This is a genomic window from Dysgonomonas mossii, from assembly GCF_004569505.1.
Lineage (GTDB): Bacteria > Bacteroidota > Bacteroidia > Bacteroidales > Dysgonomonadaceae > Dysgonomonas.
Genome location: NZ_SPPK01000002.1, coordinates 642,886 through 664,750, shown reverse-complemented (window position 1 = coordinate 664,750; position 21,865 = coordinate 642,886). Strand labels below are relative to the sequence as shown.

General features: G+C 39.0%; 15 protein-coding genes. 1 reads left to right on the top strand and 14 read right to left on the bottom strand.

Annotation, left to right across the window (positions count from 1 at the left end; genetic code table 11):
* Positions 1–355 precede the first annotated feature (355 nt).
* Entirely contained in the window at positions 356–589 is a 234-nt protein-coding gene (locus E4T88_RS08165; protein WP_135104964.1) for a hypothetical protein, read from the bottom strand.
* Positions 590–1,312: 723 nt separating this feature from the next.
* On the opposite strand from E4T88_RS08165, the gene E4T88_RS08160 reads away from it, so the two are divergent.
* Positions 1,313–2,143 carry a glycosyltransferase family 2 protein gene (locus E4T88_RS08160; protein ID WP_135104963.1) on the top strand — a complete coding sequence of 277 codons (831 nt, stop codon included), beginning with the start codon at positions 1,313–1,315 and terminating at the stop codon, positions 2,141–2,143.
* Between the two features lie 20 nt (positions 2,144–2,163).
* On the opposite strand, the gene E4T88_RS08155 is transcribed toward E4T88_RS08160, so the two are convergent.
* The 13 genes from E4T88_RS08155 to E4T88_RS08095 form a co-directional block, all read right to left on the bottom strand.
* The gene (locus E4T88_RS08155; RefSeq protein WP_135104962.1) at positions 2,164–2,619 is read right to left on the bottom strand and encodes a hypothetical protein; all 456 of its coding nucleotides are present in this window, start codon (positions 2,617–2,619) and stop codon (positions 2,164–2,166) included.
* A gap of 466 nt (positions 2,620–3,085) precedes the next feature.
* On the bottom strand, positions 3,086–5,233 hold the full coding sequence (gene scpA, locus E4T88_RS08150) for a methylmalonyl-CoA mutase (RefSeq protein ID WP_135104961.1): 2,148 nt from the start codon (positions 5,231–5,233) through the stop codon (positions 3,086–3,088).
* A 21-nt stretch (positions 5,234–5,254) separates the two neighbouring features.
* Positions 5,255–5,872: a CPBP family intramembrane glutamic endopeptidase gene (locus E4T88_RS08145; RefSeq protein ID WP_006843133.1), complete on the bottom strand. Its 618-nt coding sequence runs from the start codon at positions 5,870–5,872 to the stop codon at positions 5,255–5,257.
* A complete protein-coding gene (locus E4T88_RS08140; protein WP_135104960.1) occupies positions 5,869–6,771 on the bottom strand; it encodes a prenyltransferase in 903 nt (300 codons plus the stop codon). The genes E4T88_RS08145 and E4T88_RS08140 overlap by 4 nt, the downstream gene beginning before the upstream one ends.
* Positions 6,772–6,792: 21 nt before the next feature.
* The gene (gene mutA, locus E4T88_RS08135) at positions 6,793–8,679 is read right to left on the bottom strand and encodes a methylmalonyl-CoA mutase small subunit (protein WP_135104959.1); all 1,887 of its coding nucleotides are present in this window, start codon (positions 8,677–8,679) and stop codon (positions 6,793–6,795) included.
* Positions 8,680–9,102: 423 nt separating this feature from the next.
* Positions 9,103–10,227 (bottom strand): glycosyl hydrolase, encoded by a 1,125-nt coding sequence (locus tag E4T88_RS08130; protein WP_135104958.1) that lies wholly within the window; start codon positions 10,225–10,227, stop codon positions 9,103–9,105.
* Between the two features lie 157 nt (positions 10,228–10,384).
* Positions 10,385–11,494 (bottom strand): glycoside hydrolase family 26 protein, encoded by a 1,110-nt coding sequence (locus E4T88_RS08125; RefSeq protein WP_135104957.1) that lies wholly within the window; start codon positions 11,492–11,494, stop codon positions 10,385–10,387.
* Positions 11,495–11,637: 143 nt separating this feature from the next.
* Entirely contained in the window at positions 11,638–13,950 is a 2,313-nt protein-coding gene (locus E4T88_RS08120) for a glycoside hydrolase family 3 N-terminal domain-containing protein (RefSeq protein WP_135104956.1), read from the bottom strand.
* 178 nt (positions 13,951–14,128) lie between these two features.
* Positions 14,129–16,567, bottom strand: coding sequence for a glycoside hydrolase family 94 protein (locus tag E4T88_RS08115; RefSeq protein WP_135104955.1), 2,439 nt, complete (start codon positions 16,565–16,567; stop codon positions 14,129–14,131).
* 16 nt (positions 16,568–16,583) lie between these two features.
* The gene (locus E4T88_RS08110; protein ID WP_135104954.1) at positions 16,584–17,750 is read right to left on the bottom strand and encodes an AGE family epimerase/isomerase; all 1,167 of its coding nucleotides are present in this window, start codon (positions 17,748–17,750) and stop codon (positions 16,584–16,586) included.
* A gap of 3 nt (positions 17,751–17,753) precedes the next feature.
* Complete coding sequence (locus E4T88_RS08105) at positions 17,754–19,184, bottom strand: MFS transporter (RefSeq protein ID WP_135104953.1); 1,431 nt, start codon at positions 19,182–19,184, stop codon at positions 17,754–17,756.
* 142 nt (positions 19,185–19,326) lie between these two features.
* Positions 19,327–20,499, bottom strand: a complete 1,173-nt coding sequence (locus E4T88_RS08100; RefSeq protein WP_135104952.1) for a glycoside hydrolase family 130 protein — start codon at positions 20,497–20,499, stop codon at positions 19,327–19,329.
* A gap of 70 nt (positions 20,500–20,569) precedes the next feature.
* On the bottom strand, positions 20,570–21,865 hold the full coding sequence (locus E4T88_RS08095) for a glycoside hydrolase 5 family protein (RefSeq protein ID WP_135104951.1): 1,296 nt from the start codon (positions 21,863–21,865) through the stop codon (positions 20,570–20,572).

Genomic DNA, 21,865 nt, shown 5'->3' with positions numbered 1-21,865 from the left:
ATCCCTAGAAAATGTAAAAGCTCTTATCTTAATCGACTAGACTTTATTATAAACCATTTATAATAAATCTAATCATCCTAAAAAATAACAGTTTTTTATAGTATTTTACTTCTTATAATACAAATATAAGAGATCATTTCACCTTTTACAACTTTTTGAGAGAATCCTGAATATAAGGGTATCATTTTTAACGATAATCACCTTCTAAGGATTAATCGAGAATGACAATAAAAATGTCTAACCATATCTGATATGATTAAACATAATTCTTATAATATAAAAAGGAAAGGAGGAAAGTCTTTTAAAAGTGTTCTTTACACCAAAGATCTTAACCTCTTATATTAGAGATATTCAATTAGCTCTGAACTAATGATATAAAATCATTAAATTTAAGAACGACATCCGGATATTCTGTATCTTTAATATAGTGCGAAATTTTCACCTCTTTTCTATTGAAATCAAAATCCAAATCCGATAAGTTCAGTGTAATCTCTGTATCAGTTTGTCTATCAATATTTTTCACAAGTCTCTCTCTTACTTTTTGCGATTTTGCTATTCCCTCTTTAAATATTAGAAGTGTTTTAGTCATCGTCTATTATTTTTTATTTAAAATCTTCGGATAGCAAAAATAATTTTTTTTAATAAAACTAAAAAACATGATACTAATTAGTTATTAACAATATAACGCTTTTAACCAAATTGAATACCTTCCTATACTATTTTATTTTACAATCAAAAATTACATTAGCCTATATAAATTACACACAGACTACACCTAACTACCAATCATAGCACAATATAGAATGATTAAAAACAAGTATAATTTTTCTCTTTTTTTATATCAAATCACTTGATAATATAAAAATAAAAGTTACTTTTGTTATTAATTACACGAGGTATTGAAGATTAAAACATAAGGGAAACTTTTACATAAATTTATTAAAACTGCATAACTCTATATTTTCCTACCAAGAAAAGATTTGTTATTCACAGTAAATAAGAAAAACTATAATTCCCTCTTAAAAAAGATATACAATTTTACGTCTATAGTATAGATAAAATTGGAATAAGTCAAAAAGCTAAATGTTTTTTGGAGTAGGAATATACACGAAAGTAATTTATGTATATGCAGACGCCTGACATTAACACAGACAATTTAGCAAACTGCAGGCGCAGCCTCCTTGAGTATTCAAGGAGGCTTATTTAAAGCTCATTTCATTTAGTTACTACATCATAGTTGATATATACTTTTTTACTGTAATTTTGTCTTACAAAAAGGTCATACTAAAATCTACAGGCTATATATTATAAGATGAGAAATATAAAACCTCAAAGTATAGGGATTGTCATATCAACTTACAATAATCCCGAATGGTTAGAAAAAACCTTATGGGGATATACTCTACAGACTCACAGTACATTCGAATTAATCCTTGCAGATGATGGCTCGGGTGAAGACACCAGAGAATTAATAGATAAATTCAGGAATAAATATTTACCGAACATAAAGCACATCTGGCACGCAGATGAAGGTTTCAGAAAGTGCAAAATACTAAACGATGCCATAGTAGCTTCAGAATCAGAATACCTTATATTCACAGACCACGACTGTATCCCTCGAAAGGATTTTATTGAGACTCATTTAAGATATGCGGAAAAAGGATATTTCTTATCAGGCGGATATCCCAAATTACCGATGGAGATCAGCAAAACTATTACTTATGAAGATATCATCTCCGAAAATGCATTCGATATTAAATGGCTAAGACAACACGGCTTGAAGAGTTCTTTCAAGAATACTAAACTCTTAAAGTCTAAAACCTTTGCTTCATTTATGAATTTCATCACACCCGCAAAAGCCTCATGGAATGGCTGCAACTCATCAGGATGGAAAGAAGACATGCTGGCTATCAATGGTTTTAACGAGTCTATGCAATATGGAGGATTGGACAGGGAGTTTGGGGAGCGACTGGTTAACATGGGAATACATTCTAAACAAATCAGATATTCAGCTATTTGCGTACACCTGGATCATTCTCGCCCATACAAAAACAAGGAACTAATAGAGAGAAATAAAGAAATACGCCGTAACGTAAAGGCAAACAAAATAATAAAAACACCGAACGGAATAGAAAAGCTTTGATCCTAAAAACAAAGTATATCTTATTTATAGGCAACCACCTGTTTTAGAACATCGGCAATACTATTATCTGAACCAAAGATAAAGAGATAGCGATAGCTACCATTGTATTTAGGAGGAGCCTGAGTCAAATCCTTATTCAATCCGAAGCGATAAAAATATTCGGCAAACAAAACATTGTCGGAAATTTTAGAAAAGTATAAGTTTGGTGTTTCCTCAGCAGAACCAAAGAGCTTAACCAATTCGCGAGAATATTCTTTTGTAAATCTATTTGTATTATCAATGCTATCAATACGAGTTATGCAGTCTAACGAAGACTCGCCTTTCTTTTGGAAATATTTCCAAAATGGGCTTCTTTCCATAAACATAAGTGTATCCGAAACTATATAGTTACGCTCTGAAGTCTTAAAGTCTGATAGCAAATAATCATAAGCAATCTTATATCTTTCGCCATTATCACCTAAAGCATTCTGAGCCATTAAATTTACACTCGAACAAAATATAAATAAAAGTATAGCAAATCTCATTTTTCAACAAAAATAATCACAAATAAAACATATTAATCCATTCTTTAGATACCAAATAAGTATAAAAAGAATCAAATTAACACATAGCAGAAAGACAAATTTATAAAAATTATTTATAAATCCTAGCCATTTCTATTCTACAATCATATTTTCTTTATGCTCACTCCAGCTATCCACCCCATCAATATACTGCAAAACGCAATATAATGTACATTATACATCAGTTCTATAAAAGATCGCTATTTTCTATAGAGACTAAAACCAAACAATAAAAAGTGACGACTATTACACTATTTTACTCTTGTTACTTTCAAGTCACCCTCTATTATGAGATAAATAGAATAAAATATGATACAAAAAAAGAGCTGCCTTATTCGGGCAGCTCTTTCATATAATTATAGTTTGATTTTAAACTAAATTACTCAGCTAGCAAAATATGTAAAATCTGTACAGCCGCTTTGGTTACTGATGTACCAGGACCAAAAATAGCAGCCACACCCGATTTATACAAGAAGTCATAGTCTTGAGCAGGGATTACACCTCCTGCAATAACGATGATATCTTCTCTACCAAGTTTCTTAAGCTCGTCTATAACCTGAGGCACAAGAGTTTTGTGACCGGCAGCAAGAGACGAAACACCAAGTACATTTACGTCGTTTTCTACAGCCTGACGGGCAGCTTCTTCCGGAGTTTGGAACAATGGTCCCATATCTACGTCGAATCCGCAGTCAGCATAACCTGTAGCTACAACTTTTGCACCACGGTCGTGTCCGTCCTGACCCATCTTGGCAATCATGATACGTGGTTGACGACCTTCTTTCTTTGCAAACTCTTCCACAAGTGTCTTCGCTTCATGGAATGTTGGGTCTTTTTTACTTTCTGATGAATACACGCCTGATATAGTTCTGATTACTGCTTTATAACGTCCAACAATCTCTTCGCAAGCATCGGAGATTTCTCCTAAAGTAGCACGCAAGCGCGCAGCTTCAACTGCAAGCTCCAACAGGTTACCTTTCTTCGTTTTCACACATTCTGTGATAGCAGCTAACGCTTTCTTCACAGCTTCGTTGTCACGTTTAGACTTCAAGTCGTTCAAACGTTCGATCTGTTGACGACGCACTTCGGTATTGTCAACATCAAGAATATCGATAGGATCTTCTTTTTCGAGGCGATACTTGTTGATACCAATAATTGCTTGCTGACCAGAGTCGATTCTAGCCTGAGTACGAGCAGCAGCTTCTTCGATACGCATCTTAGGAAGACCTGTTTCGATAGCCTTAGCCATACCACCCAGTTTTTGAACTTCCTGAATCAAATCCCAAGCCTTATGCACAAGTTCGTTTGTTAGTGTTTCCACATAATAAGAACCAGCCCAAGGGTCGATCTCTTTACATATTTGAGTTTCTTCCTGAATGTATATCTGAGTATTACGTGCAATACGAGCAGAGAAGTCGGTAGGCAATGCGATAGCCTCATCCAATGCATTTGTGTGCAAAGACTGAGTGTGTCCCAAAGCAGAAGCCATAGCTTCGATACAAGTACGTCCAACGTTGTTGAAAGGGTCTTGCTCTGTCAACGACCATCCTGATGTCTGAGAGTGAGTACGCAATGCGAGAGACTTCGGATTTTTAGCACCAAAGCTCTTCACAATCTTAGCCCACAAAAGACGTCCGGCACGCATTTTGGCAATCTCCATAAAGTGGTTCATACCAATAGCCCAGAAGAATGACAAGCGAGGGGCAAACGCATCTACGTCGATACCTGCATCGATACCTGCTTTAAGGTATTCCATACCATCGGCAAGCGTATATGCTAACTCGATGTCGGCAGTAGCTCCCGCTTCCTGCATGTGATAACCCGAGATAGATATTGAGTTGAACTTAGGCATCTTCTGAGATGTATATTCGAAGATGTCAGCGATAATTTTCATTGAGAATTCCGGTGGATAGATATATGTATTACGCACCATAAATTCTTTAAGAATATCATTTTGTATAGTACCCGCCATTTCTTCCAGCTTAGCACCTTGCTCCAATCCTGCATTGATATAGAATGCAAGAACAGGAAGTACCGCACCATTCATTGTCATAGATACTGACATCTGATTCAATGGAATACCTTCAAACAAAACCTTCATATCTTCTACCGAGCAAATAGACACCCCGGCTTTACCAACGTCACCCACTACACGAGGATGGTCGGCATCGTATCCACGGTGTGTGGCAAGGTCAAACGCAACAGAAAGACCTTTTTGACCCGAAGCCAAGTTACGACGATAGAATGCATTCGACTCAGCAGCAGTAGAGAACCCTGCGTACTGACGGATTGTCCAAGGACGCATAGCGTACATACCCGAGTATGGTCCACGCAAGAATGGAGGAATACCTGAAGCATAGTTAAGATGCTCCATCCCTTCCAAATCTTCTTTTGTATAAACAGACTTAACCGGAATGAGTTCGGGTGTCATCCAGTCAGCTTCTATACCATTATCAGCAGCCCATTTTGTAGCGTCTGTAGCAACAAAACCCGAACTGTTGATATCAATGTTTTTGAAATTAGGTTTCATATTTATTTTTTATTTGATTATTTACGATATAGGAAATAAAATGAAAACAGCCACATCCCAAATAGCATGGGATATAAGCACTGTCAGCAAGTTTCTGTTTTTCATATATATGAATCCCCAAAAAGCCCCACATATAAAGGCAGCCATAAAAAGCATAAAATTGAACGCCCATATATGCACAAAGGCATAGATAAGTGTTGTTATAATATATGCTTTCATACTTCCGAGTTTGCTTTCGCTCAATGAACGTTGAACATATCCACGCCAAAAGATTTCTTCGGCAGGACCTATCCAAAACAATAGAGCCAATGCAAGAAACAATTTGCTTTGCCCGTCTTTCATGGCATACACATCGCTTACTTGCGGATGAGCAAAATCGAAAAGCATTCCGGAGATTGCATTACCTAAATAGAAAACTCCCCATAATACGATTGCAGAGCCAACACCCAAAGCAACATCTTTTATATTGAATGAGAACTCGGCTTTCCAGTCTTTTCTAAACAGAAAGCTCAAAGCTGTAAGTGTTCCTGCGGCAGCAAGCATAACATACCAGAAATTGATATGCGGGCTTGTCCATTGCGAAAACATTACAAACCAAAAGACTATTGCTACCAGGATTGCACCTGCAAGTTTTTTCATATCAGGATAGCTAAAATTAGGGCTAACGACAATGATGCACTAAACATCAATTGTAGTTGAGCAGTTCCTTTGTCCAATTCATTAATAGGAGTAACATCATCTTCTGTTATCTGCGACATGGCCTTACAGTTCTTATATGCTACCGGTACTGTTATCAGAGTGATAAGAGCCGTTATCGGCAAAATATTAAGAACCACCATTACGATAATAGACAAATAAGCCAATATCGTCAACAGATAATAATGTATTACAGAAGCCTTCATCCCGATCAGCATTGCGTATGTTTTGATTTCCGCATAACGGTCGCTTCTGATGTCACGTGTATTATTTGCATGCAACACGTTGACAGTAATAAACGCCATAGGGAAAGAAACAAAAAGCAACAACCAGTCGAAGTGCCCAAGCATTACATATCCTGTCCCCAGCATAATAGAGGGTCCATAAACCAGAAAGATAAGAAGGTCTCCCAATGCTTTGAACTTGAAACGATAATAAAATACAGCGCCTATAGTACCAAATAAACCAACCCACACCAAGTCTATACCTGCTTGCGAAACCAAAAATAATCCAAGTGTTATCCCTAAAGCAATAAATGCCCATCCGTAAATAAACACCTGTTTAGGAGTAAACAGCTTGCTGGTAAGAATATCTGTTCCTACCTTGCCTTCTCTGTCTACACCATATTTATAGTCGTAATAATCACTGATCAGGTTACCACCTGCCTGAAAAACAACTGCGCCAATGATTGCAATTACACCCAATATCCAGTTAGCAGAGCTTTCGGGGTATACGTGTATTGTATACATCATTGCAATAAGAGCAGGAAGAGATGATACCGGAAACGACCATGGTCGCGTAGCAATCACCCAGTTTTTTAGTGTTGGTTTTTTTGTTTCCATTTTTATCCGAATTATAAAATATTATTCGATGCCCAGTTTAGCATTGAACATTTTTAGAGTCTCAAGGACATTGCTCTTCACATTAATGAAGTGTTCTATACCTTGTGCTTTCAAATCTTCCATGCATGCAGGAGCTCCGGCAACAACAAAATGTTCTTTGCCTTCGATCAACTTATGAGCTTCAGGAGCGTATGTTGCGTACTCATCGTCACTAGAACAAAGTACAATAACATCTGCTTTTTTCTTACGAGCAGCTTTGATTCCTGCTTCAACTGTTTCGAAACCTAAATTGTCGATAATCTTGTATCCGGCACAAGCAAAGAAGTTACTTGAGAACTGTGCACGTGCAAGACGCATACCCAGATTACCAATTGTTAGCATAAATACTGTAGGAGCACCATGTTTCTCTGTAGCCAGGCGAAGTGTTTCGAATGCTGTACCTAAGCGGCTGGTAGGTAACGGCATATATTCTCCTTTTTCGGAAGAACATCCGCAATTACAACCTTCTTTTACAATTTTGCTTTCAGCCTTCTCTGTAAAGTTAGGATATTGATTAGTACCTAATAATACTTCACGGCGAGTAGCCAATGCTTTGAAACGGGTATCAGCTGAAGTCTTAACGGCAGTTTGTACTGTTGCCGCTTTCAATGCTTCATAAAATCCTTTTTCGTCTACTTCGAGGAACAATTTCCAAGCTTGTTCAGCTATAGATTTAGTAAGGTTCTCGATATAATATGAACCCGCTGAAGGGTCAGTTATCTTATCGAAATGACATTCTTCTTTCAACAACAGTTGTTGGTTACGTGCGATACGTTCAGAGAAGTCATCCGGAGTTTTATATGTTTCGTCGAAAGGACGTACTGTCAAGGAATTAATTCCGGCAATAGTAGCCGACATTGATTCTGTTTGTGTACGAAGCAAGTTAACGTGGGCATCGTAAACAGTCTTGTTGAAAGTAGATGTTTGTGCATGAACATATATTTTTGCAGCACAATGACAAATTCCTTCAGGAGATTTGTTTGGACATTCGTTAGCACAGATAGGTTTGTAAGCTTCTACTATTTCTGCCCATAACCAGCGTGCTGCACGGAACTTAGCGATCTCCATAAAATAGTTACCGCCAATACCAAAGTTAAATTTGATCTTCTTAGCAACCAATGTAGGGTCTAGTCCTGCTTCAACAAGGGCAGACATCAACTGATTACCGTTAGCCAGCGCATATCCAAGTTCCTGATAGATGTAAGCACCACCGTCACTCAATGCATAGGCATTAACAGCCAACACTCTGAAACGAGGTAGCGGAGCCGCAGCTTTAACTATCTCTGCTGCTTTCTCTACCCATCCGTCTGCATTACGTCCCTTTTTCAATAGAGGTTTGAAAGGGTCGTAGTTTACAGAACCAAAGCACTTCATCACATCTGCACCCGATTCTTTGATGTATTCAACTAAGATCTTAGTTAATTCCAAAGATTTGCGATGACATGTACTAAAGTTAAGCTCTACAGCTTCGGGGTGAATGTCTTTCAACAGTGTCTTGATGTTGTCGGCGTTCACGTCATCTCCTTCGATATGAAATCCTAGAGATGTGATACCTTTGTAAAGTACGTCAAGAGCTTTTGCGTTTGCTGCCTTGAAATCGCGGACGTCAATATCCTGACGAGTATACCAGTCGTTATCTTTCTTGGTACCACGCACGTAAGGAAATTCACCCGGAAGTGATACAGCCGTATTAAGGCCTTCAAGGTCCTCACTTCTGTAAAAAGGGTTTACATTGAACCCTTCGTTTGTTTTCCAAACAAGTTTTTTCTCAAAATCAGCCCCTTTCAGGTCTGCTACGATTTTTGCCATCCACTCTTCAGTAGATATCGGCGGAAAATTTGAGAAAAGCTTTTCTTTCTGATTAGCCATGATTAATAAAATTGTTTAATATATAGGTTATATTTTATTGATTCTTAAAAGATTATAAATGGCCTATCTATATTTACATAAATGTTATTTATAGGTGCTTAAATTCAAACAGTTATCCTTATTAAAAATGCACCACAAAAGTAATCCTTTTTGTTTGGTTGGTAAAGTTTTCGAGCCTAAAAAAACTTAGGATTGGCAGTTTATATGTTAATAATGAAAAGGACTTTAGCCTTTTTATACTATTCAGTTCTATCATCCGGCAGCTCGTTTAAGGGAGAATTGAAATACCAAAGCTACATTTTAAGGCTTCTAAAAAGCATCAGAAATTTGGCTGCTCTATCGCCCCTAAACAGTTTGATATAACAAAGAAGAAGGATAGAAACCGAGTTCTATCCTTCAGTATATTAAGACATAAGAAAGTCTTTATTTTACATCTGCATTCATCAGAATATTGGGTTTAGCTACAAATTCTCTGAAATCATCTGCAGACGAATGACCTTTGAACGGTGCATAAAAATGTTCAGGCTTATCGCTCTCCCAGGCATTGCGCCAGAATAATACCCATGCTATTTTATATTGGTTTATAATAGGATATACAGCTTGTGTAAAATACATAGAATCCGGGATAGATTCCATTCCCGTTTCTCCGATAGTAGGTATTTTACCAGACTTAGCTGCATAGCCGGTTACAATCTTAAGATTGAGATCCATCGCTTCTTTGTATTTTGCTACAGCTTCACTGTCTTTACCCGGCACATAGCAGTCATAACCCACTATATCAACATATTCATCACCGGGATAACGCTCAAGATACTCGGCTTCATTTTTTGTTTCTGATGGAGAATAGGCATAAAGAAGATTGTGTACGTTTTTCTTATCACGCAGATACTCTACGGTCATAATCCACAATTGTTTATACTCCTCGGGCGTACACTGTTTACTACCCCACCAGAACCATGCTCCTGTATGTTCATGATACATACGGAACACCACGGGAATCAGGGTGCCTTTATCATCCTTCAAGTCGAGAAAGAAATCTGCAACACGATCGAGCCATGTGAGATACTTTGCATGATTTGAGCCATTAGGAAGTATTGTTCTTACAACCGAATCCTGCGCACAGTCCCAAGCGGTATTTCCTGTTACGATATTATCTCCATGCCAACTGGCTGTTGTTATGCCACCTCTATCGTAGGTCTCTTTGATATAGTGCTTCATATCCGAAAAGTAGACAGAATCGAGATTAAATTGAGCCCCGATTTCAACATGTCCTAACTCCCACCCTACCACTGAAGGATAATCGCCAGTCACATCTTTCACATCCGACCGCCCGGCTTCTTTATACCAGCCATGACCATACGCCAAAGCATCCTGATGACCAACCATTATACCCTTATCTAACGACTTAAACAATCGGTTGTACAGCTCTACAGTTTCTTTTGTGGCATTTTTATCAATAGGCAATTTCATATCTGCTATCGTTTCTTTTTGCTTACATGATACGAGTACCATAGCTACAGACATTAGTAATAGAAATGTTTTCTTCATTATATATTCATTTTTCAGTTTGTTAAAAAGTAACAACCAACGGCCACAGGAGCGAAGTGTATGTAAAAGTAACAGGTTCAAGCTATTTTATTCGTGTCTCTTTTTTGTCCGATATATAGTATTTCTGGTTCTCATCATTAATAGATGATTAACTGTCTCAATTATATATATCAGTCACATCATTCTCCATCAATATGGTTTCAGACTGAGAGAACGCCTTAAAATCGTTAGCGGCAGGATGTCCCACAGTAGGTGCATAATAATGATGCGCCATATCACTGGCATTGCGCCATACAAGCACATAACAAACCTTTACCTTTTGTAGAATAGGCAGTAATGTTGCCGTAAACCAATCCGACTGGGGTATCCCCTCCAATCCTGTCTCGGTGAAGGCTGCTAATTTACCTTTGCTTTCGGCTATATCGGACACTATTTTAAGCTTCTGCGCCGCAAGCTGAGGGTTGTTTCCTCCATCGGGGCGAAAGTCCCAATAGTTGTCCAGACCAAGCATATCCACATATTCATCACCCGGATAGTATTCTAAGAATTGCCCTTGTGTTGTAAACTTGCAATCGGGCGAGAATGCATATATGAAGTTATGCACTCCTAAATCGTTTCGCAAATAGTCGATCGTAAACCGCCATAAAGCAATAAATTCATCTTTGGTACAATGTCCCTTTCCCCACCAAAACCAATCGCCATCATATTCATGAAACGGACGAAATATAACAGGGATAAGCACTCCCTCTTTATCTTTAAATGCTGAAGCAACATCAGCAATAGATTGTAAGTATTTTTTATATTTATCGTGTAATTTCCCTCCGGGAAGAATGTCCGGAACAACTTTTATAGGATCTTTCTCCCAATAAAAACTTCCATCGTTAGCGGGATTACTAGCATGCCAAGCAAAGGTGGAAACACCTCCCCTGTTGTAAGTATCAACAACGGAAGTAATGAGCTCATGTTTAGCCTTCTCAAACCGCTCTGAATCGGAGGTAGTCACATTGGCAAAATCGAGGCCTATAATGGCAGGATGACTACCGGTAACATCTTTAACATCACTCCTATTCTTATCTCCAACCCAAGTACGTCCATAGCTGGTAGCTTCCTGATGCCCGAAAAGAACCTTACCGCTCTTCTGTATATCTTTCAAATTCTGATATAAGTTTTTTGTTCGCTCTGTAGCTTGCCTGTCAACCAATGTATCCGAAGCTTTCACAGGAACAATAATAAAAACGAATAGGAAAAAGAAGATATACCTCATCATCACGGTAAAGGTTAATAATCAACAGTCTCCCGGACTGGCCGGAAAACTGTTGAAATAATAATACTTAATTTAATTCCATACTCTATACTCTGGGTAAGTATGGAATCTCTCACCTAAAAAAACCAACCTATATTGAAAAACAATCATTTTATAGTAAACAACACCTTGCCTTTTATATCATTAGAGGAAGCTCCTACCTGAAATTCAAAATCTCCCGGCTCTACCACTCGTTTATTTTCGAGATTAATAAAAGAAAGATCGTTTAGCTTCAACTTAAATGTTACAGTTTTTGTTTCACCTGCTTTTAAAGCGACCTTCTCAAAACGGCGCAATCTTTTCACATCCGGAACCAATGATGCAACCAGGTCGCTTGTATAAAGTTGTACAACTTCTTTTCCATCGCGGCTACCTGTATTTTTTACATCTACAGATACAGTTACTTCTTCATTCGAATTAAGAGGTAATTGAGACTTATCTAACTTTATATTTGAATATGCGAAAGTTGTGTAACTCAAGCCATACCCGAACGGATATTCAAAATTATAGTCTCCTTCGTAATTGTATGCAGCATCGGTATTTACTTGCTCATCAGAATATTTATGGAAATACGGCACTAATGAATTCGGATATGCCGGATATGTATAAGGCAATTTACCAGAAGGGTTTACATCTCCCGCCAAAATATCGGCTAATGCATCGGCTCCGTAAATTCCCGGTAAATATGTCTGTACTATACCATCTACTTTGGATGAGAACTTAGAGATCAAACGAGGTCGTCCTTCGCTCAATACCAAGATCACTTTCTTGCCAAGTTTCAGCATTTCCTGAGCCAGCTCTGTTTGTAAGTCATTCAGGTATAAATCGTTCAAATCTCCCGGTTTCTCGCAATATGAGTTTTCACCCAAACACAATATTATATAGTCTACATTCTTAGCCGCAGCAATAGCCTCATCGAAACGGTCTTTATGCTCTGTATCCCATTTTGTTTCTTTTGTGTAGCTCACACCCGGAACATAAGAAACATTTGCTTTACCGAATTTGTGTTGTACCGCATCAAGAATATTATGATACAAGTCTCCAAACTCGTCTATTTTTTCACCTTGCCAAGAGAATGTCCATCCTCCGTTTAACGCACGTTTGCTAACAGCATTAGGGCCTGTCACCAGAATCTTCGCTCCTTTACTCAATGGCAATACATTGTTTTTGTTTTTCAGCAATGTGATACCATCTGCTGCGGCATTGTAAGAAGCTTGTTGGAATGCCTTAGAGTTAAACTCCGGATAATCTTTCGCATAGGTATTCGGTGTTTCAAACAATCCAAGCTTTATTTTCACAGTCAATACTCTTGTTGCAGCGTCATCGATGCGTGACATCGGTACTTGACCTTCATTGACAAGCTCTGTCAACAAATCGCAAAATTCTTTATAGTTGTAAGGAATCATCGACATATCGATTCCTGCGTTAATACCTGCTTTGATTGCTTCTTTGATAGAAGGAACCATTTTGTCACGGTTATACAACTTGTTTATATCTTCCCAGTCTGTAACAATCATACCCTGAAAGCCTAAATCCTGACGCAACAATTTAGTCATCAGCTCATAGCTGGCATGTACAGGTACATTGTTTATAATACCTGAGTTGATCATTATAGTATGTGCACCGGCATCGATAGCCGCCTTAAAAGCAGGAACATGATATTCGAGTAATACATTCTCGGGAATATAAGCCGGCGTACGGTCTTTTCCACTAATTGGAGCCGAATAGCCTATAAAGTGCTTGATACATGAAGCCACCTTTGTTGGGTTTGCGATGTTATTATCATCGCCTTCATATCCTTTCACCAATTCGTATCCGAAAACCGAACCGATATAAGGGTCTTCTCCAAATCCTTCGTACTGGCGAGGGAAACGTGGATCGAGTCCTAAGTCCAGTACAGGCGAGAAGTTCCAAGGCACATTACTTGCACGTGTTTCGTAAGCTGTAATTTCACCCATCTTACGGGCATGCGCCGGATTCCATGTAGCGGCAATACCTATTTCCTGAGGAAACATGGTAGAACCTGCCGTATAAGTAGCTCCGTGTATCTGGTCGAGACCATAGATAACAGGAATTTTCATACGGGTTTCCTTCGTTGCTACTTCCTGAATCTGTTCTACAGCTTTAGTCCACCACTGAGGCGTACGCGCACGTGTACCGGGAGCGTTAAGAATAGATCCTACATGGTATTTAACAACAGCTTCGCGCACTTTGTCTGCATCTATCTCCAATGTGCTGGTAGGAGGAGTGTCCTGACCTTTACAAACCAGATCAACTGTTATCTGAGACATCTGCCCTATTTTCTCTGCCAATGTCATTTTCGACACCATCTCGGCTGCTCTTCTCTCTGCATCACCCTTTTGCGCATACATGCCGCAGGCGATACCCAATACAACTACTAATACTGCTAATTTTCTCATATAAAATATTTAAGTTCTACAAATAAACTATTCGTATACATTGTCATCCTGAACTTCACAGTAAACAATTTCTATTCTAGCGGTAAGGTATTTTCTGTTCTCAATAAGACAATATATGTCAAATATACCTCAAAAAACACGATCTCCGAAACAAAGAGTTTATAATTCAAACTAAAAATTAACCTAATACTACCTCTATTTTATTCACCGAACCGGCAGGCTGTAGCGGAATAATGTTTCTTGACAAAGCCTTTCCGTTAACTATTATACTTTTTACTCCTCGATTCACTCCTGTATTTTTAATATTGATGAGATAAGTTGCATCTCTGAATTTGCGTGTCACCTCAAACCCTTTCCAATCAGAAGGAATACAAGGATTTATTTCCAATCCATTATAATCCGGCTTGATACCCAGAATAAATTGCGTGATCGCATAATAATTCCATGCTGCCGTACCGGTTAACCAAGAGTTCTTAGCTTCACCCGGCTTGAATGCATCTTTTCCGGCAATCATTTGAGAATATACATAAGGCTCTACTTTATGCAATTCTGATATTTCTTCGGTATAAGAAGGGCATATCTTGCGGTAATATTCCCATGCATAGTCGCCTCGTCCCAAGAAGGTTTCGGCAATCATAATCCAAGGATTATTGTGGCAGAAAATACCTGCATTTTCTTTATAGCCGGCAGGATAAGAAGAAATCTCCCCGTATTCGACTACATATTCTGTAAACGCCGGATTATTCAATACAATACCATTAGGTGTATCCAGATATTTTTTGACAGAATCCAGCGATTTCTCTACCATACCTTCTTCCAGCCCCACTTTTGCCATCGCACACCAACCTTGCGACTCGATAAATATCTTTCCTTCCTTATTTTCATTACTACCGATTTTCTTTCCGTAATAATCATAGGCACGAAGATACCAATTACCATCCCATCCATGTTTCTTAACGGCTTCGATCATAGAGTCGATATAACCCTGTGCACGGTCAGCTTCCTGATTATTTCCTATCTGGCGGCAAAGCGTTACATAGTCCTGACCACAAACAATAAACAGTCCGGCGATCATCAAAGATTCGGCTTTCGATCCTTCCGTTTTGTTTTCAGTCGTCTGGAATGACTCATTCGGATCCCACGAAAAACAATTTAGATTCAAACAATCGTTCCAGTCCGCACGCCCGATAAGAGGCAGTAAGTGAGGTCCCAAGTTTTCGATCACGTGATTGAATGAAACAGTCAAGTGGTGAAACAGTGATTTCTCTGTTCCCGCCTGATTGTCGAAAGGAACAGCCTCGTCTAATATGGAAAAATCTCCCGTCTCTTTCAGATAGGCGACTGTTCCGAAAATAAGCCACATCGGATCGTCGTTAAAACCACCGCCGATATCATTGTTTCCTCGCTTGGTGAGTGGCTGATACTGGTGATAACAACCGCCATCACTAAACTGTGTAGATGCAATATCGATAATACGCTGACGGGCACGTGCGGGAATTTGGTGAACAAAACCAACCAAGTCCTGATTGGAGTCGCGGAATCCCATACCTCGCCCGATTCCCGATTCGAAGAAAGATGCGGAGCGAGAAAAATTAAACGTAACCATACATTGGTATTGGTTCCAAATATTGACCATGCGGTCTAATTTTTCTTCACTGCTCTTTAGCACATAGCTGCTTAACAAATTATCCCAATAGGTTTTTAATTCATCAAATGCAGCCTGTACTTTTGCAACCGTATCGAATTTGGCAATAGTCTCCTTTGCTTTGCTCTTATTTATAACACCTTTCGATTCCCATTTGTCCTCACAGTTTTCGTATTCTGCATAACCCAATACAAATATCAGTTCTTTCGTTTCGCCGGGTTTTAATTCTATCTCGAGGTAATGCGATGCTATAGGCGACCAACCGTGAGCCACAGAGTTGGTAGGCTTTCCCGCCATCACAGTTTGCGGATCACGAAACTCATTATACAAACCTATAAATGATTCTCTGTCGGTATCAAACCCTTGTATCGGAGCATTTACGCTATAGTAAGCATAATGGTTTCTTCGCTCTTTGTATTCTGTTTTATGATAAATGACAGAGTCTGCTATTTCTACTTCTCCTGTAGAGAAATTACGCTGAAAGTTTTCCATGTCGGTAGCAGCATTCCATAAGCACCACTCAGCAAAAGAAAACAGTTTGAATCGTTTGGTTTCTGTCGACTTGTTTGTCAACTTCACCTTCTGAACTTCCGCCCATGTCTTCAGGGGCACAAAGAAAAGTACTTCTACTTCTATTCCGTTTTTCTCCCCGGTAATGGTCGTATAACTCATTCCGTGGCGGCATTCATATCTATCGAGTTCGGTTTTGCAAGGCTTCCACCCCGGCGACCAAACAGTTCCTCCATCGTTGATATAAAAATAGCGTCCGCCATTATCCATAGGAACATTGTTGTAGCGATAACGAGTAATACGACGAAACTTAGCATCTTTATAAAAAGAGTAACCTCCGGCTGTATTTGATATCAAAGAGAAGAAATCTTCATTACCCAGATAGTTGATCCATGGCCATGGCGTCTGAGGATTTGTAATTACATATTCCCGACGCTGATCGTCAAAATATCCAAACTTCATATTTTAATTTTAAGCATTATTTTAAATCGAAATGTTCTATCATCTCCATACACATACGCCCATTATGATACGGGCATTTCCAGAAGCCGGCTTTATCATCTTTTTGATTGATTGTTCCGTCTTCTTTTCGGCTCCAATACCATTCGCCATTCTCTTGGTCGACGATCTGATTGCGGATATAATTCCATATCCGTGCAGCCTTCTCTTTATATGCTATGTCCTTAGAGTTTTTGTACGCATACATATATCCTACTACAGATTCTGCCTGTACCCACCAATGACGATCGCCATCTATGTGATTCCCATCCTTTTCGTATATCATACTGCCTTCGGCCTGCAAACCTTCGGATGCAGCATCTGCTATATCCAATGATATATTTTTTATTTCGGCAAGTAAGTCTCTATCGCCCAACACATCAGCAGCTTCGAACAACAACCATGAGGCTTCTATATCGTGCCCGTAGGATATGGCTGTAGACTTCACATTCCACTCTTCGTCGAAAAAGAGATTCAGATGGTTTGTTTTCTTATCCAATATACGCTCGGTGAAAATACCAATCAATCTTTTCTGAGCTGCTTTAAGCTGCTCATTGTCCCACACCCGGCACAGATTGGTATATGGTTCCAGAACGTGCAAATGTGTATTCATTGTTTTCTTTTCATTGGCATCCTTATCACTCAGGCGCATATCTTCAATAGGCTTCCAATCCTGAGTATAGGCTTCGAGATAGCCGCCCAATTTATCATCATGACATTTCTCTATCAGATAGAAGAATTCTTTTGCCAATTCAAGAGCCTGCTTGTTTCCTGTTGCGCGATAAAACTCCGAGAAACCGTATAGCATAAACCCTTGCACATAGGTTTGTTTTTTTGTACTTACAGGATTTCCTTTATAATCGAGTTCCCAATATACTCCGCCATATTCCCTATCAAGAAAATATGCAGTAATATAATCGAAAGCCCGTTGAGCCATATCAAGGTATTCCTTCTTCTTCAATATGCGGTATGCAGAAGAGAAAGTCCACAGGATACGGGCATTTAGTATAGCACCCTTATTTGCTTCAGGGTGCAATGTGTTATTACCATCTATCTGTCCGTAAAAACCTCCATGCTCTGTATCCTGCATCTTATCGATCCAGAAAGCCAATATATTATTCTCCAGTTCGTTTTTGAAACCGTTCATAGATCAATCTTTTTGGGCACGTTTAGCATCCAGTTCGGCAGTTATTTCTTTTACTTTCTTTTCAGAAAGGGGATAAGCCATCATTCCAAGGAAAGCAATAATACAACAAATAGCAGGAAGGATACTTATCATCAGTCGCTCTCCAAAAATAGTATCCATACTTTGCTGAGCAATATGCGGATTATATTTGAATATGGATAAAATCCATCCTGTAAGAGCTGCACCTAAAGCCCATCCTAATTTTTGGGACATAGAAGACGATGAAAAAATAAGCCCCGAGGCACGACGGTTCGTTTTCAGTTCCTGATAATCTACAATATCGGCAAACATACTCCAAAGAAGAGGTAGAACATAACCTGCACAAAGAGAGATTAATGTTTGTAGCAATAATATCCAGCCTAACTCATTAGGTATAAAATAGAACACTACACTTAATGCTGCGGCTCCCGCCATAGCCAACATGTATGTTCTTTTCTTTCCGTATTTGGACGATAAAACAGGGGCTAGAATAACACCTACAAGGTTGGCAGCCTGACCAACAAGGAAGTAAATAGTAGTCATATCCCAACCTGTAACCGGCATTTTATATGCAAACTGTACATAGTCTCTAAAATAGTAAATGGCTACACCATCGCGAACAGCATTAAACAACAAAGCAGCAAGCCCTGTGCCTACCAATATCCACCAAGGTGCATTATGAAACAGATTTTTCAAATCCTGCTTTACAGAAGTATTTTCATCTTCGTTAACTGGCTCTACACGTTCGCGTGTCCATCTGAAACAAAAAATAAACAGAATAGTACATAACACCCCAATAGAAGCTACGGCTAACGTCCAACCAATAGGAGATGTACTTACCGATGTTTCGGTTACCGCTTTCGTAACATCTACAGTCGCTTTACCCTCGAGACTAGCAAACATATCAACCAATGGCTGCAACAACATAAAGGTTATAAAGCTACCAATAAAAGCAAACGACATACGGTACGAAGAAAGAATATTCCGTTCTTGCGGATTGGATGACATCACACCTAATAATGAAGCATAAGGCACATTTATCAGGGAGTATACAATCATCATCAGGGAATAAGTGATATAAGCATAAACGAGTTTCCCTGTTGATCCGAAATCCGGAACAAAGAATGTTATAACTCCCATTACGGAGAATGGCACAGCAAACCAAAGTAAATATGGGCGATATCTTCCCCAACGGGTCTTAGTACGGTCGGCAGCTATACCAACGAATAAGTCAAATACCGAATCCCACAGGCGGGCAACTAGAAACATAGTTCCTGCCGCTGCTGCTGTTATACCAAAAACATCTGTGTAAAAGAACAAGGAGTACATGCCGAATATCTTCCAAAACATGGAAGAGGCCATATCTCCAAATCCGTAGCCGATTTTCTCTTTTAAAGTAACTGTTGTTGTTTTCATGGTGGATAATAGGTTGTTTCAAAAGTAAGATCACTCTATCAGAGTGTTATCCTCTTTGTCACGCCGGATAAGCCGGAAGTTCTCCATTACATCCGGCATGACAAAGAGATAGTGAAAAATACCCTCGAAACATTTAGTATTATTATTTTAATTCTAGATTTTTATTAATCAAAGCCGACAATGTCTGTACCGATGTAGCCGAACGATAGCCATCAGGTGCTGTATTGAAACAGTAATCAACCAAGCGATCTACAGAAGATACTGCAACATGCATACGTGTATCGCATGAAGCATAATACAGATATACCGTACCATCGTCGTCCGCTATCCAACCATTCGTAAATAATACATTAGACACGTCCCCTACCCTTTCTTCATCCATCGGAGCCATTAAGTGTCCTGCAGGTTCTGCTATCAACTTATCGGGCTGCTCCAAGTCGGTCATGTAAAGATACAATACATATCTTAATCCCGCAGCACAGGCACGCACTCCATGTGCAAGGTGTAGCCAGCCTTTTGATGTTTTTATAGGATGCGGACCTTCTCCATTTTTCAATTCCTTGATAGTATGATAATAACGGAAATTGATTATCTTTTCTTCTTTCACCTCTGCATTGGTAATATCATCTATCAGTGCCCAACCGATTCCGCCACCACTACCGGCATCGATAAATCCGTCCTGAGGGCGTGTATAAAGTGCATATTTTCCGTTTACGAATTCGGGATGTAAAACAACATTCCGTTGCTGACTCTTTGTTTTCAGATCAGGCAGACGCTCCCAATTGATCAGATCTTTTGTACGTGCAATACCTGCTGCAGCTACAGCTGAAGACAAATCTCCGGCTGGCGCTTTCGGGTCTTTCCTTTCGGAACAGAACACACCATAAACCCATCCATCTTGGTGAGCAGTAAGGCGCATATCGTAAACATTTGTATCGGGGTTGTCAGTCTCAGGCATAGCAATAGGATAATCCCAAAAGCGGAAATTATCTATACCATTCGGACTTTCGGCTATTGCAAAGAACGATTTACGATCATTGCCTTCGACACGTACAGCCATTATATATTTACCTTTCCACTTGATTGCTCCGGCATTGAATGTTCCGTTTATTCCAAAACGTTCCATAAAATAAGGGTTGGTCTGGGGATTGAGATCATAACGCCAGAAGACAGGAGCATGACCGGCAGTTAATACAGGATTTTTATATCGTTCGAAAATACCATTTCCCGGTAATATTGGTTCATTTTTTAATGTAACTAAATTCTCATATTCTGCTGTAACAGCATTAAGACGTGTATTGAAAATGTTGCTCATCACTTGATTTTTAAGGGGTTCAACCTGATTAAGTTTTATTAGAATTACTTTACTCTTTGTGTTTTAGCTTCTATTTAGTATTTAACTTATCTGCATATTCTTTTATTAATTTAATTGTTGAATCTGTATCAAACACAGAGTTCAAACCTTGCTCTTCTTGCGCCGGATCTCCTACATAGTCATCCCACGGTTTCCAAAATTCATGAGCCGGACGTCCTAATCCACCCCATGCCCAGAAATTACAACCTGCAATATTTCCTTTATCCTTAGAAGCTGTTACTATGTGTTCAAAGATATTGGCATAGTATTTATCACGGGCTGTAACAGGATCATCCAGGGTATATTTATGATTGTCGCGAGGAAAGCCAAATTCTTCGATTGTAATCGGTTTATTCAGTTTTTTTGCCACAGCCAGATGTTCAGAGATATATTTATCTGTTCTCACAATTGCCGTATCTACCGATTCTTTAATCTTGGTTATATCGATCCAACTCCAGTTTTTAGGCCAAATATGTATTGTCAGATAATCGACATTCGGATCTGCATGTATCTCTTCATAAAGATTCATATCTCCTTCCGAACCCATAAGTCCTTCGTTTCCGATCGATATGAGATGATTAGAGTCTAGCGAACGTATCAATGCTGTTGTTTCTTTGAGCCATTTCTTAAATGCAGGTTTACCTTCGTCACTAAACACACGTGGTTCGTTTCCCACCTGCCACGACATAAGTGCTGTATCTTCGGTATATTTTTTCCCTGTATATTTATTTGTACGAGAGACTACATGCTTTACATGATTAAGAAACATTGTATGGCAACTGTCGCAGTCGGCATATTGTGCCACATGCTTAACAAATACTGGCCAATCATAAACTCCTTTTTCGGGAACATTTCCTTTTCCTGACCATTCGAGATACTGACCATAACCGCCACTCCATTCCCAGCTATTATTGAGATAGAGAACAGCATGCATATTGCGTTTGCCCAGCTCTGCCATGAAGAAGTCTAGTCCATCGAAGATAGTATCGTTGTATACCCCGGGTGCTGTTTGCAACGTTGGCCTCACTTTTACTGCTTGTCCGGCAACACCATCTGCCCCCACCAGTACACGTAAGTTATTGATGCCATTTTCTTTCATGAAGTCGAGTTCTTTCAACAAGCGTTCACGGTTTCCTCCTTCTCCTGTAGAGCCTAATATTGCGCCATACCAGTAGTTTGTACCAATAAAATAATACGGATTGTCACCTATTACAAAGTGACCATCTTTTTGTTTTACAAAAGCAGATTCCGACATGGTTGTACTTTTCTTACTGTTACAAGAAAAAAGACTTAGAACTGTGATCGTAAAAAGAATTAGTTTCTTCAT